The sequence below is a fragment of the Acinetobacter sp. CIP 102529 genome (assembly GCF_000368325.1).
GTDB classification, from domain to species: Bacteria; Pseudomonadota; Gammaproteobacteria; order Pseudomonadales; family Moraxellaceae; genus Acinetobacter; species Acinetobacter parvus.
Window position 1 is genome coordinate 1,898,740 of sequence record NZ_KB849355.1, and the last position, 13,384, is coordinate 1,912,123.

A 13,384-nucleotide genomic window follows, 5' to 3' on the forward strand; every position below is an offset into this window, starting at 1 on the left:
AAACCCCTTGGCAGAACTATAATCGTTGCCAATTTGCGTTTATCCAGGCTGTCTGTTGCCCATGCCCTTAAATAACGACTTTATCTATACGCCACCGCAGGAACCGCTTGAAATCATTTATGAAGATGAAGATCTGGTGGTGGTCAATAAGCCTGCTGGATTATTATCGGTAATGGGACGCTTGCCTGAACATCAGGACAGTGCCTATTTGCGGATTTTGGAAAAATTTCCAACAGCTAAAGTCACTCATCGGCTAGATATGGCCACCTCTGGCTTATTGATGTTTGCTAAACACCGCGATGCTGAAGTTGCGGTCAGCAAGATGTTTCAGGCACGTACAATAAAAAAATACTATATTGCGTTGATACAAGGAAAAATTCAGGCTGAGGGAAGTGTTGAAGTTCCCTTGATCACTGACTGGGAAAATCGTCCACGTCAAATGGTGCATTTTGAACTCGGCAAACAGGCCAAGACTATATTTCAGTTGATGAAATATGATGCGGAAACAGATCAAAGTCGAGTCCGTTTGGAACCTGTTACAGGACGGTCACATCAACTCCGCGTCCATATGATGCATATTGGTCATCCGATTATGGGAGATAAACTCTATCATCCTGATTCAGCCAGGTTTCATTTAAAACGCATGGCTTTACATGCGGCATATTTGGCATTCCAGCATCCCTTGAAAATGCATGATATTGAACTATATTCAGATGTTGAATTCTAAGAATATGAATATAAAAGAAATATATTCGATCCCGCAAGTAAAATGGATGGCATTAGAAAAACCACAACAAGACTAGCTAAAGTTAATTTTACTGGAGGCAGATCCAAATTGGGAACAGGTCTCTACTTAACGTGAATTCGGGATAAGGAAGTTGTAAAAGGACAGGCATTTAAATCAAAATTTAATCATGACAAAAAAACAATGATCTCAAAATGCCTATCGACACACAGCTTACAACACTTTTCTGCCTAATTGATGGTTTCTGCACTGATATTTCAGAGCAGGTTGAGCAATACATGCTCACTTGTGGCAAGATTAAACGTGTGCGTCAAAGTCAAATTTGTGCATCTGATGTGATTACATTACTCTATGCCTGAGGTCATGAGAAGAATGAAATAGAATGTTTGGAGAATAGCAGAATGTACCAAGCTAGTTTAGAGCATTGTGACCTCTTGCTGTCGTCCAATGCGTTGCCAGGGCAAACCCTGGATCACTGCCTGTAACTGTTCTGGGCTGAGAGCTACGGTTTCACCCTGGTGAACTTTAGCCCAGTGAAATTTGCCCTGTTCCAGCCGTCGGGCACATAGCCACATGCCCAGTCCATCATGTACCAGCACTTTCATGCGATGGTCACGTTTATTACAGAATAGGTAGGCACAATGCGGTTTGATGTAGCCAAAGGCTCTCAGCACCTGAGCCATGGCCGTATCCATACGTTTAAATTCAGCACAGTATGTTCTTCGTTTTTCGCAAGAGATGCGATGGATGTCTGGTTATTTGTAGTCATAAATTTAAGTCCCCACTTGTTTTTAAGTGGGGACTAAATTAAGGCTTATAGGACGAATTCATAAGGTGTGTTCAGCGGACGCTTACTGAGCATGCGCAACCTTTTGAATGTTGATTATCTCAACATCGGTTGGTTTATCCGAATAGCCGTAAAACCTCGGGGTTTAGCCCGAGGATATAAGGCTGCAATCCGCTAGTCCCCCTTGTGGGGATTAGCTAGGATTGCTAAAAACATTTGAATCTAGTAATCCATGTGCTATGATAATTACGTTGTATATTTTTAGTCAGCAGACTGATACAACACGAAAAAAACAGTTTTCCCCATTGTAATCCGTGCACTCTTTGCAATCCGAAAGGTAGGACTACATTGGAATAAGAAGCAGAGAACTATAGTATCTGTTTCGTGGCAGGACATTGCCATCTAGCAGTAGGAATCCCCGTCCTTTAGGTCGGGGAGGATGTCAAAGCGATGTGTATCTACCAAGTGAGGGGTAACAGTGCGGCAGGCACGCCCATTGATTCCATATATTGAGCGGTTGCGGCATAACCTTAACCTGTTAACTTGCCCCAACCTGTAATGACAAAAATATAGGCCATAAGGATACGGGCAATCAGCGTCACAATATTCTCAACGCATGGCTGCGTGACGATATTTTTTACAACGACATTCGGATTAAACATGATCAGCTCCACACTGTAAAGTTACCAATAATTTTGCTTTTTATACTGACTTTCCCTAAAGGCACTGCTAGGATTTAGCTCAAATTTATTGTATTTACATTTTATGGAACTCATTGATTTTATTCTGCACGTTGACGAACATCTTTTAGAGTTCATTACCAATTATGGCATATGGATTTATGCCATTCTATTTTTAATCATCTTTGTTGAAACTGGTTTGGTGGTGATGCCATTTTTACCAGGCGACAGCCTGCTGTTCGCTGCGGGTGCGCTGGCTGCGTCAACGGGTGCCATGGACCCATGGGCACTCGGTATTTTGCTGTTTATCGCAGCGGTATTGGGTGATACCGTCAATTACCATATTGGCCGCCACATTGGCCCGCGCGTATTTGAAATCAACTCACGTTTTATCAATCAGCAGCACTTGATCAACACCCAGCTGTTTTTTCAGCGTCATGGGGGAAAAACCATTATCTTTGCTCGTTTTGTGCCGTTTGCACGTACCTTTGCGCCTTTTGTTGCGGGTGCAGGCAGCATGAATTATAAGTTTTTCCTGACCTATAATGTGGTTGGCGCTTTCTGTTGGGTTGCCTCTTTTATTACCCTCGGCTATTTATTCGGAAATATGCCAATTGTGAAAGACAACTTCACCCACCTCATTTTTGGCATCATCATTATCAGTATCCTGCCAGGTGTGATTGGTTTTATTCGCCAGAAACTGGATAACCGTAAAGCACAATAATTCAATGTCTGCCTAGAAGAAACGAAAGATCATTGGCAACATACACATCAGCAGCAGCATGGCCGATCCTTTATATAAATGGTCGGCCTTGATTCCAACCAAGCTACCTGCCAGTAAGGCACGGCCAAACACCATCCAGAAGATTGAAAGAGGGATCAGTACCACACTGAATACCGCAAACACCAGAACTGTATTCTCTACCGAGTCCCATGTTTCACTGGGAAAAATTCCTGCCGCCAGCAGCAAGGTTTTAGGGTTTCGCAAGGCCGAGACAAACAACTCTGGCGTTCGGATATGTGGGTGATGCTGGTCATGTTTTTGCAGGTGTGAACTTTTCCATAAATGAAAGGCCAGCCATAACACATAAGCCACGCTGGCAACATGCAGAATGTGGGTGAGTGCTGGCCAGATGGGATGGAACAGATGGATAAAGAGTGCCCACAACCCGATGCTATAGACATAGCCCAACCATTCCATAGGAATAAACGGCAGGGTTTTCAACACACCTTGTTGATGGGTTGAACTGGCGAGCAGAGCATTGGTCGGCCCAGGAATCAATAACACCGCGATCATCGCAAAAACAAAAAACCAACTCTCAATCATAGACATACCGAATAACCCTACACGCCCGCCACCTTAAACGAATTTGGGACAAGAACACAAATTTTAGGATGTTGTCTGAGAGGAAAAATACGCAGGATCAGTGGTTTAAAATTTACAATATATTGATTCTATTAATTATTTATTGAAACATTTTGCTAAAATTTAGTTATATGTCACCGTGGCAAACCACGGTGATAGAAGATCAACACTTATGATTTTGGACGTTGCTTCACAATAATTGGACAACCCTTGAACCGTGCCGCCTGCACAATGGCATCCTGCTGTCCAAGCACATTGGCAAGCTCGGTATTCTTGGTGTTCATGGACTGCCCCATATTAACCGAGATGGATGGACCAAAACCCCATCCGCCTTTGCCCCAGCCACCACCAAGTCCAACACCCACGCCCACACCTGTACGTTTTGGTGTCTGCACGCCATTATCAATATACTGCTGGATACGGTTGTACTCTGCCTGCAACTGCTGGCAATTGAGCGACTGGTACTGAGTGGGTGACACGTAGGCTGGTTTAACCGTCGATGCACAGGCACCCAACAACATACTCGCTGCCAACACAGGCATCCAATATAAGCGTTTCATAAGATTCTCTTATTTCTTTGACTCAATCTCATTGAACAGCGTGACATAAGCGACGGTCAATTTATGTTCAGATGCCAAATGAATCAAGGGTAAATTCTTCTGATGTGATTCTTTCATCAATACTGACGGCGGCAACATGCTTTCCAGCACAGGCAAACCTTCATCTTTTAATTGCTGAACCACTTCACGGGGAAGTTTTGCCTGAGACTGGAACTGATTGACCACAATCCCTTCAATCTCCAAGCGATTATTATGATCATCTTGGGTTTCGATCACATTTTCAATCAAAGTTTGTAACGCACGCTTTGAGAACACATCGCAGTCAAATGGAATCAGCACACGGTCTGCTGAAATTAATGCTGATAAGGTAAAAAAGTTAAATGCTGGCGGTGTATCAATAAAGATACGGTCATAGCGGGCGCTGAGAGCCTGAATTGAGTCACGTAATTTATAAATCTTGTGCTTGCTCTCCAGCGCATGCTCCAAAGCACCAAGACTTGGGCTTGCAGGAATCACATCTAAGTTTTCAAAAGAGGTTCGATGAACGTAACTTTCTAAACCCTTACCACGTGGTGCTTTCAAAATTGAACCAATTGCGTTACCAATCAAGCCCTTTTGCTGCGTGCTTCCCAAAATATCTTCAAAGAAATTTTCAATGTTTGGCTCTAATGCTGCTTTATCAGCAGAATAGGTGGCATCTTCACCCAAAAGGTACTGGCTTGAATTTGCTTGTGGATCAAGATCAATCACCAAAGTTCTTAAACCTTGCTTAGCACTAATTGCAGCTAAGTTGACTGTAATACTTGATTTCCCTACACCACCTTTTTGGTTAAATACCACACGAGTTAACATGATTTCCCTCTACAAGATTTTTGTAAACTGCACGCAGTTTAACCTAGTGAAAAAACAATTACTAAAACAATGTCAAAAAATTACGCAAAAATTGGTTTAATGATGACCAGCCCCAGAATCCCCACCAGCGCCACCGTACCGATCAATAAACCAGCACGCCGCTGCACCAACAAGATACTGTCATCTTTGTTGTAGGTTTTGATCAGGGAAGACCACAACACAAAAAATAGAATGATCTTGGCATAAAACCATGGCTGTACATCAAAGTTATTCATAAACAGTAGAACCGCACCCGTCACAATAATTAGGGTGAGGGATAGATGCTGTAATGCCACAAAGCCTTTACGTGCATGGTGGTTGGGCTGCTGTTCCCTGACACCCATATATAGGGTTGCCGCACGGGTAAAAAACACCAGAATCAATAGACTTACAGCCGACATATGAACAATTTTAGTGAGTAAATGTGCGTCCATGATTGATCCTTAGTTTTTTGGTGCATGCGCACATTCAGGGCTTGCAGGTGCCTGCCCCTGCCATTCCGTCGGAATATAGGCGTGAATTGCCAGTGCGTGAATCTGCCCAGGACTCATCAACCCTGCCGCAACGGCATAGATCTTTTGATGGCGCTGTACCAGACGCAGCGCCTGAAACTCTTCACTCACCACAATCACCTTAAAGTGGGATTCCTTGCCTGGGAAATATCCCCCATGCCCTGCCGACTCATTGATCACCTCAAGATGGATGGGTGCCAAGGTTTGTAAACGTTCAATCAACTGTTGTTCTAAATTCATCGGTCACTCTGTCAGGTCAGATTGAGATAGCTGCCAAGTATACATGACTGAAAGTGGTGGGTCTGTTGAGATTTCACAGCGACTTCGATGTCTGAATTACCCAATCCTGAGTAAAAGTGCATTTTTCTTGGTTTTTAGGCTGAAAATGCTTTTATTTTATGCAATTAAGCAATTTCTTTGCATAAAGTTATTGACCGTTGTTTTGCTTAATGTATTATAGCTGGCACGCGGGAATAGCTCAGTTGGTAGAGCATAACCTTGCCAAGGTTGGGGTCGCGAGTTCGAGTCTCGTTTCCCGCTCCAGATTGGTTTTTTAAGTGTAAGTTTTAGTAAAAACTGCTCAATATGCGGGAATAGCTCAGTTGGTAGAGCATAACCTTGCCAAGGTTGGGGTCGCGAGTTCGAGTCTCGTTTCCCGCTCCAGATTGGTTTTTTAAGTGTAAGTTTTAGTAAAAACTGCTCAATATGCGGGAATAGCTCAGTTGGTAGAGCATAACCTTGCCAAGGTTGGGGTCGCGAGTTCGAGTCTCGTTTCCCGCTCCAAATTTAAAAGGCCCTAGTCGAAAGATTAGGGCTTTTTTTTGTTATTGATTTTACTATATTTTTTGAAAGCTCTTCTTCTTTCGCTATTCGATTCAATTAAAAATGGGGGTATTACCAATGGACTGGATCCGTATGTCTATTTAAGTAATGTGCTGAAAAGGTTGCCGAAGCATAAAGTGACCCAGATTGAAGAATTGCTACCACACCGCTGGAAATCCGACCAAAATTAAAAGTAGGCATGGGGTTCAGCGGGCGCTTACGATGCTCATTAACTTTTTAATCATAAAAAACAGGGAGCCAATTGCTCCCTATTTTTAATTGTACGGATTTTAGATTTACAGCATAAAGTGGATCTGCATTTCCCCAACAAGGAAACCCAGCACCGCGCCCACAATGATCAACGACCATTCATCTTCTTTAAATGCAGGGCGGAGCATCCCTTCGAATTCTTCAGGGCTTAAGCGCTGCATTCTTTCGACCAACGTATTGCGGACATTCATCGCATCTTCGGCATAAGACTCTACATAACGCATGGTTTCTGGCAGTTGCTGTAAAATACGTTCAGCCACTTCGCTCTTAAGGTTTTGATATTTTTCACCGCCAATCGCATACACCACCAGTGGACGAACAATACCTGCTTGTAGATCAATTTCTTGTTTCACATGGCGACTGACGAGTTCGATGACTTTATCTGAATTGGTTCCAGAAAAAAGCTCTTCCATCATATTACGGGATGTGAGTAATTGTTTAGAAATGAGCGCTGCATAGTCTGCCGCGACTTCATTTTGACGCTTGATGAACAAACCTTGCCATGTGTAGCCCAAAATCTTCTTTGGGTACAATGGTCTAAACATCATTTGTAAAGCCATCCAGTCACTGAAAAAGCCGACAAAGCCACCAAACATTGGCAGCATCCAAGGATATTTTCCTTGAGTGACCACCCAACACAACATTTGCACTACACCAATAGCGAAACCAAAAATAAAGCCCACATTACTAAAGAATTTAAATTCTTGTTTGCCGACTTTTTTGAAAATTTCGTTGAGAAGACGCTTATCTTTGAGGAGATTGCTAATCACCATGTGTTTGATGTCAAAGTATTTGATCACATCTTTTTGCACTTCGCCCATGATATGTTCAACAATCTCAGGGGCTTTGGCCTGAACCCGTTTAATCAATTTTTGACGGGCAAACTCTGGCATGCCTTCCCATAAACCAGGCTGATATTGCTGTGCAACTTCGCGAGTAATATCCTCAGCAGAGGCCATTAACGGCTTTTCAATTTCCTGGGCGATACGCTTGGGATCAAGTCTGGCGAAAATTTCCTGTGGTTGAATCAACTTTGAGGTCATCAACTCAACAGCAATGGTTGCCATCTTCTCAGCCTTGCGGGGAACAATCCCTTGCCATCCAATTGGAAGACCAAATAACCTTAATCCCTTAAATTCAAGTGGTGCAAACATCATTTGAATTGCAATCACTTTGGTCACATAGCCAATAAAGCCACTAATAAATGGGATCGAAATATATAACCAGAAATTCTGTTGAAAATCCGCAATCATTTCTTGAAACATTATTGTATTGGTCCTTCAAGTCCTAATTGTTGCTCATGATAGGGCAAGCCATAGATGATAGTGAAATATTTTAGAATATTGACTGAGCCAATATCTTTTAGGCTTTTAGTTACCTTTTTATTTTCCTCTTTCCAAGGATAGTGCAGTCGCACAAAAAGGAAACGATGATGCCGACTGCATACCTTTCCGTGGTAATGCATATTTTCGACTCATCATCTTAGCACCAATTTTTGCTTTTTGTTGATCGCAATCAGCAAGAATTGTTGATTTAATTCTCTTTTTCAACACGTGCTTGGGGAATTTTAGTTTAAATATCAGTCGTAATTGATCATACATGCTAAAAAATAAGATAGATGATGAATTGCGGTGCGCCAAAGTGTGAAAAATGTTAGAATATGGCGCTTAATTCATTTGCCTTTAATGTTTAGCCATGACGACCAATACTCAAATTACTGAAGATCGTATCCTTATTTTGGATTTCGGCTCTCAATATAGCCAGCTCATTGCACGTCGTGTACGTGAAGCGGGTGTCTATTCTGAAATGTATGCATTCGATATGTCTGAAGCAGACATTCGTGCGTTTAATCCGAAGGGGATTATTTTATCAGGTGGCCCTGAAAGCGTACATGAAGAAGGAAGCCCACGCGCACCACAAGTTGTATTTGAATTAGGCGTACCAGTGTTGGGTATCTGTTATGGTTTGCAAACCATGTCTGAACAACTTGGCGGTAAAGTAGAGCCAGGTACAGTACATGAGTTTGGTTATGCAGAAGTAGATATTCTAGTACGTGATCAATTGATTGGTAACTTGCAAGATCGTGAAAACCAACTTCATGTTTGGATGAGCCATGGCGATAAAGTCAGTGCCATTCCAGAAGGCTTCCAAGTGACTGCGAGTACACCAAGCTGCCCGTTCGCTGCGGTGAGTGATGAAGCACGTCGTTTCTATGGTGTTCAGTTCCATCCAGAAGTGACTCACACTGCAAAAGGTGCTGAATTACTGTCTAACTTTGTACATCAGATTTGTGGTTGCCGCGGTCTGTGGACGCCTGAACACATTATCGATTTACGTGTAGAACAGTTACGCGCACAAATTGGTGATGAAAAAGTTCTGTTAGGTCTTTCTGGTGGTGTGGATTCTTCGGTTGTTGCCGCATTGTTGCATAAGGCGATTGGTGACCAATTAACGTGTGTGTTTGTGGACAATGGCCTGCTTCGTTTAAACGAAGGTGAACAAGTAATGGACATGTTTGCGAAAAACATGGGTATCCGTGTGATTCGTGCAGATGCTGAACAGCGTTTCTTAACAGCGTTAGCGGGTGAAGTTGATCCTGAGAAAAAACGTAAAATTATTGGTCGTGAATTCATCGAAGTATTTGCTGAAGAAGCACGTAAACTTGATGGCGTGAACTTCCTTGCTCAAGGTACGATTTACCCAGACGTGATTGAATCTGCTGCCACTAAAAATGGTAAAGCACATGTGATTAAATCACATCATAACGTGGGTGGTTTACCTGATGATTTAGCTTTTGAATTGGTTGAACCAATTCGTGATTTGTTTAAAGATGAAGTCCGTCGTTTAGGTACAACTTTAGGTTTACCACATGAAATGCTTTATCGTCATCCATTCCCAGGTCCAGGTTTGGGCGTGCGTATTTTGGGTGAAGTGAAGAAAGAATACGCTGATATTCTTCGTCTTGCAGATGACATCTTTATGCAAGAACTTCGTGACAGCGGCTGGTACGATAAAACTGCTCAAGCATTTGCGGTCTTCCAACCGGTGAAATCAGTCGGTGTTGTCGGTGATGGTCGTCGTTATGCTTGGGTGATTGCACTTCGTGCGGTTGAAACTGTTGACTTTATGACAGCCCGTTTTGCGCACTTGCCATATGAACTGGTTGATAAAATCTCAACCCGTATCATGAACGAAATTAAAGATGTTTCACGTGTTGTGTACGACGTGTCATCTAAACCACCAGCAACGATTGAGTGGGAATAAGACCAAGGGCAGGATGAAAATCCTGCCTTTTTTATGCGATTAGCAAAGAGGTAAAGCATGTCCGAAACCTTGCAACTGGAACAGTTAACAGGATATTTACAGCAGCTTTTGGGTGAATCTCTCTTTGCCATTTATCTATATGGATCAGCTGTTGATGGCGGGCTAGGTCCAGAAAGTGATCTGGATATTTTGGTTGTGGTGAGTCAAGCACTGACACTTCCGCAACGACAGCAACTGGCAGAAACCTTATTACAAATTTCGCATCCGATTGGTGCTGCGCAACGTGCACTTGAAGTCACCATCGTACGCAAAGACCATATTCTTTCGGGAAGTTATCCACTCAGCTATGAACTACAGTTTGGGGAATGGTTGCGGGATGAGTTAAGCCAAGGCGATATGCTTAGCGAACATGCAGACCCAGATCTGAGTATTTTACTGAAGAAAGCACAACTACATCATCGTAGCTTGTTTGGACCAAGTTTGACGCAGTGGTCAGTTGAAATTCCGGATCAGCAACTCTGGCAGGCGATGGCAGATACCTATCCATCGATAGTGGCACATTGGGATGAAGATGCGGATGAGCGTAACCAGATTCTGGCCTTATGCCGTATTTATTTTAGTTTGGTGACGAATGAGATTGCGCCTAAAGATCAGGCTGCGCAATGGGTGATTGCTCAGTTACAACCGCAACATCAGCCTGTTTTGCAGCGAATGGTGCAAGAATATAAAGGTGAGATTGAAAAGCAAAACTGGCAACAACAGCATCATGCTTTACAGCCTGTTGTTGATTTCCTGTCTTCAAAAATTGATGAACGGTTTAAACAGAAAAAAGTTTGATCAAATAATAAGATTTGAAAAAATGAATCTTATTGGAAGTAAAGTCTATTGTTAAAGAGTGCTGATGCACTCTTTTTTATTACTTAATCTTTCTGAAGATCTATTTAAAAAAATAAATAAATTATTCAGTATCAAAAGCTTAAAAATTAAAGATATATCTTAACTTGCTATAAGACTATTTAAGATATATCTTAATATGCATAAATTGTGCAATATGAGAAAAATAAAGATGAGACATCAATCAAATCATCATGAAAGCGAACGTGATACACATCATCGAGAGCATCACCGTTCAGGTCGTCGCGGTCGCTTATTTGAATCAGGACGTATGAAGCTGTTAGTACTGCATTTAATTCAGCAAAGTCCCAAACATGGCTATGAAATTATTAAAGAAATTAGTGATTTAGTGGGTGATGGCTATATACCAAGTGCAGGAACAATTTACCCAACTCTCACCAGTTTAGAAGAAATGAACTGTATTTCTTTACTCGATGCCGAGCGTAAACAATACCAAGTCACTGAATATGGCGAAACGTACCTGAAAGATCAGCAAGAAATGTTGACAGCTTTATTGGAAAAACTACGGATTAGACGTGAAATCCACAACAACGATCAACTGATAGAGATCCATCGAGCAATGGAAAATCTAAAAACAGCATTACGATTAAAACTCAATATCGCCGATCTACAGCAAGAACAAATTTATCAAATTGCTGAAAAGATTGATCAAGCCGCCATTGCGATTGGACGTTTATAAACACCTTATCCAATATTAATTTAGAGAAAACTTATGAAACAACATCAATACCATGTCACCGTACAACATTTAAAAGATGCGAAAGGACAAGCGTCAACTTATACCGAACGTTTAGAGTTTTATACTGGAAATCATGATGATATTTTTCAGATCGTTGGGCGTTTGAAAAAAGCTGAGTTGTTCGATGATCAAACCACAAAATCTTTTGCGGTGGGGCTAAAACTTTTTAGTGAAGTGATGCTGGAAAATAAAGATCATCCACTATTCGAAGAATTCTTGCCGCAGTTCGGTCAATTTATGAAGAATCTAAAGCAACATGTAAAGAAACAGGCTGAATGAGTATGGGGACAAATGGCATGCAACAAACAAAGAAGACTTTCTTTACTAAATTACCCGCAAAATATGCTGCTTGGATTATGCCATTATTATGATCGGGGCTGATGAGCGCAACATTATCATTGATGAACTTACTAATGAATGTTGGGCTAATAGATGGATTCGCAACGAAGTGGCTGTCAACATGGCTGTTTTCATGGTTGATTGCCTATCCTGTGGTGCTTGTTTTCTTGCCATTGGTGCGACGCCTAACGAGTCTGATTGTGGAGATGCCACTTCACTGAGCGAAAGAATGCTGCTTATCAGTCCTGAGTCAGGATTGTCCCATGCATAACACTCTGCGTATTACCAAAAGACTATATTGAATACTGTTGATATTGTTAAGATCAATAAAACAACTCATTGCACTAGCATAGGTTAAAGAGAGTAATATCATGACTAATAATAACGATTACGATATTTCTGATTCAAAAGATTATAAAACTTATATCAATCAATTTATTCAAAAATTCACCATTCGCTCAGCTGAGATTGGTAAGGGTACAATCATTAAACGCGCGTTACCTACGGATGTATGCCAAGCATAAGGATATGGATTTGGGCGAGTTTAGCGTTGAGGTTGACTTCCATACCAATCGTGAACAACAGGAACGGATTGAACGTCGGGTAATATTTAAACAACCTATTTCACAATTACTTAAAAGAAAAACTTCTTAATGTGTGTAGTAAAACGCCCATCACTAAAACTTTGTTACGCAGTTTAGACATAGAGACCGTGATTATTTAAGACTAAAATGCTATTGTGCTTGGGCAAATCATAATTCTAAACGTAACTGTGAGAGGGATTCATACAGCAGTTGCGTAGACAAAGCAGGCACAAAAATGATTACCTTACATTACCTACAATGTTCACGTTCGTTCCGTATATTGTGGGCATTAGAAGAACTTGGTATGGATTATCAAGTTGAGTATTATCAAAGAACATCCAGCTATGCAGCCCCAGAAAATTTAAAGAACATCCATCCACTGGGAAAAGCACCTATTCTGGTCGATAATGAAGAGGTTATTGTAGAATCTGCTGTTATTTTGGATTATTTGCAACAGCAGTATGATGGGCAGCAAAAATTTAAACCAGAACAAGCAAAAGACCAGCGCCAGTATTCCTACTGGATGCATTATGCAGAGGGGTCACTGATGCCCTTGCTGGTTATGACACTGGTCATGAATAGTGTGAGTAAGCATGTGCCCTGGGTCATCCGTCCAATTGCACAGAAGATCACGGATGGAGTAAAGTCAGGCTTCGTGCGTCCGCGAGTGAAAGAGCATATTCTCTATCTGGAGCAGTATTTGGGAGAGCATGATTATTTTGCTGGAGCTTTTTCTTTTGCAGATATTCAAATGGCATTTCCATTGATTGCGATTCAAAATCGACTACACGGGAAATATCCCAACATTCAGGCTTTTGTACAACGCGTGCAACAACGTTCAGCATTTCAACGCGCTGAGCAAAAAAGTTTAAATTCTCAGTGTGCATAGCATGCAAGGAAATAAAAAAAG

Annotated in this window: 14 protein-coding genes, 3 tRNA genes and 6 pseudogenes; 15 read left to right on the forward strand and 8 right to left on the reverse strand. The window is 41.7% G+C overall.

The genetic code is table 11. The annotated features are described in order from the left end of the window. Nucleotides 1-61 precede the first annotated feature (61 nt). Both F972_RS14465 and F972_RS15625 read left to right on the forward strand, forming a co-directional pair. The gene (locus tag F972_RS14465) at nt 62-727 is read left to right on the forward strand and encodes a pseudouridine synthase (RefSeq protein ID WP_004758593.1); all 666 of its coding nucleotides are present in this window, start codon (nt 62-64) and stop codon (nt 725-727) included. Between the two features lie 212 nt (nt 728-939). Then, a pseudogene (locus F972_RS15625) lies at nt 940-1,095 on the forward strand (IS982 family transposase); the annotation flags it as partial. A gap of 66 nt (nt 1,096-1,161) precedes the next feature. Here the strand turns inward: F972_RS15625 and tnpB are convergent. Together tnpB and F972_RS16385 are read right to left on the reverse strand one after the other, a co-directional pair. Beyond that, on the reverse strand, nt 1,162-1,428 hold the full coding sequence (tnpB, locus tag F972_RS14470; protein ID WP_004675270.1) for an IS66 family insertion sequence element accessory protein TnpB: 267 nt from the start codon (nt 1,426-1,428) through the stop codon (nt 1,162-1,164). A gap of 571 nt (nt 1,429-1,999) precedes the next feature. Then, nucleotides 2,000-2,194, reverse strand: a pseudogene (locus F972_RS16385) (DoxX family protein); the annotation flags it as partial. Between the two features lie 103 nt (nt 2,195-2,297). On the opposite strand from F972_RS16385, the gene F972_RS14475 reads away from it, so the two are divergent. Then, nucleotides 2,298-2,936 carry a DedA family protein gene (locus F972_RS14475; RefSeq protein ID WP_004675267.1) on the forward strand — a complete coding sequence of 213 codons (639 nt, stop codon included), beginning with the start codon at nt 2,298-2,300 and terminating at the stop codon, nt 2,934-2,936. 12 nt (nt 2,937-2,948) lie between these two features. Here the strand turns inward: F972_RS14475 and F972_RS14480 are convergent, their stop codons facing one another. The 5 genes from F972_RS14480 to F972_RS14500 all read right to left on the reverse strand — a co-directional run bounded on the left by F972_RS14480 (nt 2,949) and on the right by F972_RS14500 (nt 5,781). After that, nucleotides 2,949-3,539 (reverse strand): LysE family translocator, encoded by a 591-nt coding sequence (locus F972_RS14480; protein WP_010589290.1) that lies wholly within the window; start codon nt 3,537-3,539, stop codon nt 2,949-2,951. A gap of 209 nt (nt 3,540-3,748) precedes the next feature. Next, on the reverse strand, nt 3,749-4,138 hold the full coding sequence (locus tag F972_RS14485) for a hypothetical protein (protein WP_004680087.1): 390 nt from the start codon (nt 4,136-4,138) through the stop codon (nt 3,749-3,751). A 9-nt stretch (nt 4,139-4,147) separates the two neighbouring features. Further along, nucleotides 4,148-4,990 carry a ParA family protein gene (locus F972_RS14490; protein ID WP_004680085.1) on the reverse strand — a complete coding sequence of 281 codons (843 nt, stop codon included), beginning with the start codon at nt 4,988-4,990 and terminating at the stop codon, nt 4,148-4,150. Nucleotides 4,991-5,070: 80 nt separating this feature from the next. Further along, nucleotides 5,071-5,463: a SirB2 family protein gene (locus F972_RS14495; RefSeq protein WP_004680084.1), complete on the reverse strand. Its 393-nt coding sequence runs from the start codon at nt 5,461-5,463 to the stop codon at nt 5,071-5,073. A 9-nt stretch (nt 5,464-5,472) separates the two neighbouring features. After that, nucleotides 5,473-5,781 (reverse strand): BolA family protein, encoded by a 309-nt coding sequence (locus tag F972_RS14500; RefSeq protein ID WP_004680083.1) that lies wholly within the window; start codon nt 5,779-5,781, stop codon nt 5,473-5,475. 227 nt (nt 5,782-6,008) lie between these two features. Between F972_RS14500 and F972_RS14505 the strand changes: the two genes are divergently transcribed. From F972_RS14505 to F972_RS15630, 4 genes and pseudogenes are all read left to right on the forward strand, one after another. After that, nucleotides 6,009-6,084 (forward strand) — tRNA-Gly (locus F972_RS14505). A gap of 44 nt (nt 6,085-6,128) precedes the next feature. After that, nucleotides 6,129-6,204 (forward strand) — tRNA-Gly (locus F972_RS14510). 44 nt (nt 6,205-6,248) lie between these two features. Then, nucleotides 6,249-6,324: transfer RNA gene (locus tag F972_RS14515), tRNA-Gly, on the forward strand. Between the two features lie 113 nt (nt 6,325-6,437). Further along, a pseudogene (locus F972_RS15630) lies at nt 6,438-6,554 on the forward strand (transposase domain-containing protein); the annotation flags it as partial. Nucleotides 6,555-6,659: 105 nt separating this feature from the next. Here the strand turns inward: F972_RS15630 and F972_RS14520 are convergent. Continuing rightward, a complete protein-coding gene (locus F972_RS14520) occupies nt 6,660-7,886 on the reverse strand; it encodes a DUF445 domain-containing protein (protein ID WP_171055697.1) in 1,227 nt (408 codons plus the stop codon). A gap of 442 nt (nt 7,887-8,328) precedes the next feature. On the opposite strand from F972_RS14520, the gene guaA reads away from it, so the two are divergent. The 8 genes and pseudogenes from guaA (at nt 8,329) to F972_RS14555 (ending at nt 13,363) form a co-directional block, all read left to right on the forward strand. Further along, entirely contained in the window at nt 8,329-9,897 is a 1,569-nt protein-coding gene (gene guaA / locus F972_RS14530) for a glutamine-hydrolyzing GMP synthase (protein WP_004680080.1), read from the forward strand. A 57-nt stretch (nt 9,898-9,954) separates the two neighbouring features. Then, nucleotides 9,955-10,734: an aminoglycoside nucleotidyltransferase ANT(3'')-IIc gene (locus F972_RS14535; protein ID WP_004680079.1), complete on the forward strand. Its 780-nt coding sequence runs from the start codon at nt 9,955-9,957 to the stop codon at nt 10,732-10,734. A 229-nt stretch (nt 10,735-10,963) separates the two neighbouring features. Next, on the forward strand, nt 10,964-11,491 hold the full coding sequence (locus tag F972_RS14540) for a PadR family transcriptional regulator (protein ID WP_004680078.1): 528 nt from the start codon (nt 10,964-10,966) through the stop codon (nt 11,489-11,491). Nucleotides 11,492-11,524: 33 nt separating this feature from the next. Then, the gene (locus F972_RS14545; protein WP_004680077.1) at nt 11,525-11,830 is read left to right on the forward strand and encodes a DUF3861 domain-containing protein; all 306 of its coding nucleotides are present in this window, start codon (nt 11,525-11,527) and stop codon (nt 11,828-11,830) included. A 2-nt stretch (nt 11,831-11,832) separates the two neighbouring features. Then, nucleotides 11,833-12,111: pseudogene (locus F972_RS14550) on the forward strand (DUF2798 domain-containing protein). Nucleotides 12,112-12,261: 150 nt separating this feature from the next. Beyond that, nucleotides 12,262-12,396 (forward strand): annotated as a pseudogene (locus F972_RS16095) (hypothetical protein); the annotation flags it as partial. Further along, nucleotides 12,392-12,614: pseudogene (locus tag F972_RS15640) on the forward strand (OsmC family protein); the annotation flags it as partial. The pseudogenes F972_RS16095 and F972_RS15640, both read left to right, overlap by 5 nt. Nucleotides 12,615-12,709: 95 nt before the next feature. Then, nucleotides 12,710-13,363 carry a glutathione S-transferase family protein gene (locus F972_RS14555; RefSeq protein WP_004680070.1) on the forward strand — a complete coding sequence of 218 codons (654 nt, stop codon included), beginning with the start codon at nt 12,710-12,712 and terminating at the stop codon, nt 13,361-13,363. The last annotated feature ends 21 nt before the right edge of the window (nt 13,364-13,384 follow it).

Excerpts from the sequence above, each read along its gene's own strand:
- F972_RS14490 (WP_004680085.1), bottom strand. The coding sequence starts at position 4,990 with ATGTTAACTCGTGTGGTATTTAACCAAAAAGGTGGTGTAGGGAAATCA.
- F972_RS14500 (WP_004680083.1), bottom strand. The coding sequence starts at position 5,781 with ATGAATTTAGAACAACAGTTGATTGAACGTTTACAAACCTTGGCACCC.
- F972_RS14475 (WP_004675267.1), top strand. The coding sequence starts at position 2,298 with ATGGAACTCATTGATTTTATTCTGCACGTTGACGAACATCTTTTAGAG.
- F972_RS14465 (WP_004758593.1), top strand. The coding sequence starts at position 62 with ATGCCCTTAAATAACGACTTTATCTATACGCCACCGCAGGAACCGCTT.
- guaA (WP_004680080.1), top strand. The coding sequence starts at position 8,329 with ATGACGACCAATACTCAAATTACTGAAGATCGTATCCTTATTTTGGAT.
- F972_RS14555 (WP_004680070.1), top strand. The coding sequence starts at position 12,710 with ATGATTACCTTACATTACCTACAATGTTCACGTTCGTTCCGTATATTG.
- F972_RS14520 (WP_171055697.1), bottom strand. The coding sequence starts at position 7,886 with ATGATTGCGGATTTTCAACAGAATTTCTGGTTATATATTTCGATCCCA.
- F972_RS14495 (WP_004680084.1), bottom strand. The coding sequence starts at position 5,463 with ATGGACGCACATTTACTCACTAAAATTGTTCATATGTCGGCTGTAAGT.
- F972_RS14485 (WP_004680087.1), bottom strand. The coding sequence starts at position 4,138 with ATGAAACGCTTATATTGGATGCCTGTGTTGGCAGCGAGTATGTTGTTG.
- F972_RS14535 (WP_004680079.1), top strand. The coding sequence starts at position 9,955 with ATGTCCGAAACCTTGCAACTGGAACAGTTAACAGGATATTTACAGCAG.
- F972_RS14540 (WP_004680078.1), top strand. The coding sequence starts at position 10,964 with ATGAGACATCAATCAAATCATCATGAAAGCGAACGTGATACACATCAT.
- tnpB (WP_004675270.1), bottom strand. The coding sequence starts at position 1,428 with ATGGCTCAGGTGCTGAGAGCCTTTGGCTACATCAAACCGCATTGTGCC.
- F972_RS14545 (WP_004680077.1), top strand. The coding sequence starts at position 11,525 with ATGAAACAACATCAATACCATGTCACCGTACAACATTTAAAAGATGCG.
- F972_RS14480 (WP_010589290.1), bottom strand. The coding sequence starts at position 3,539 with ATGATTGAGAGTTGGTTTTTTGTTTTTGCGATGATCGCGGTGTTATTG.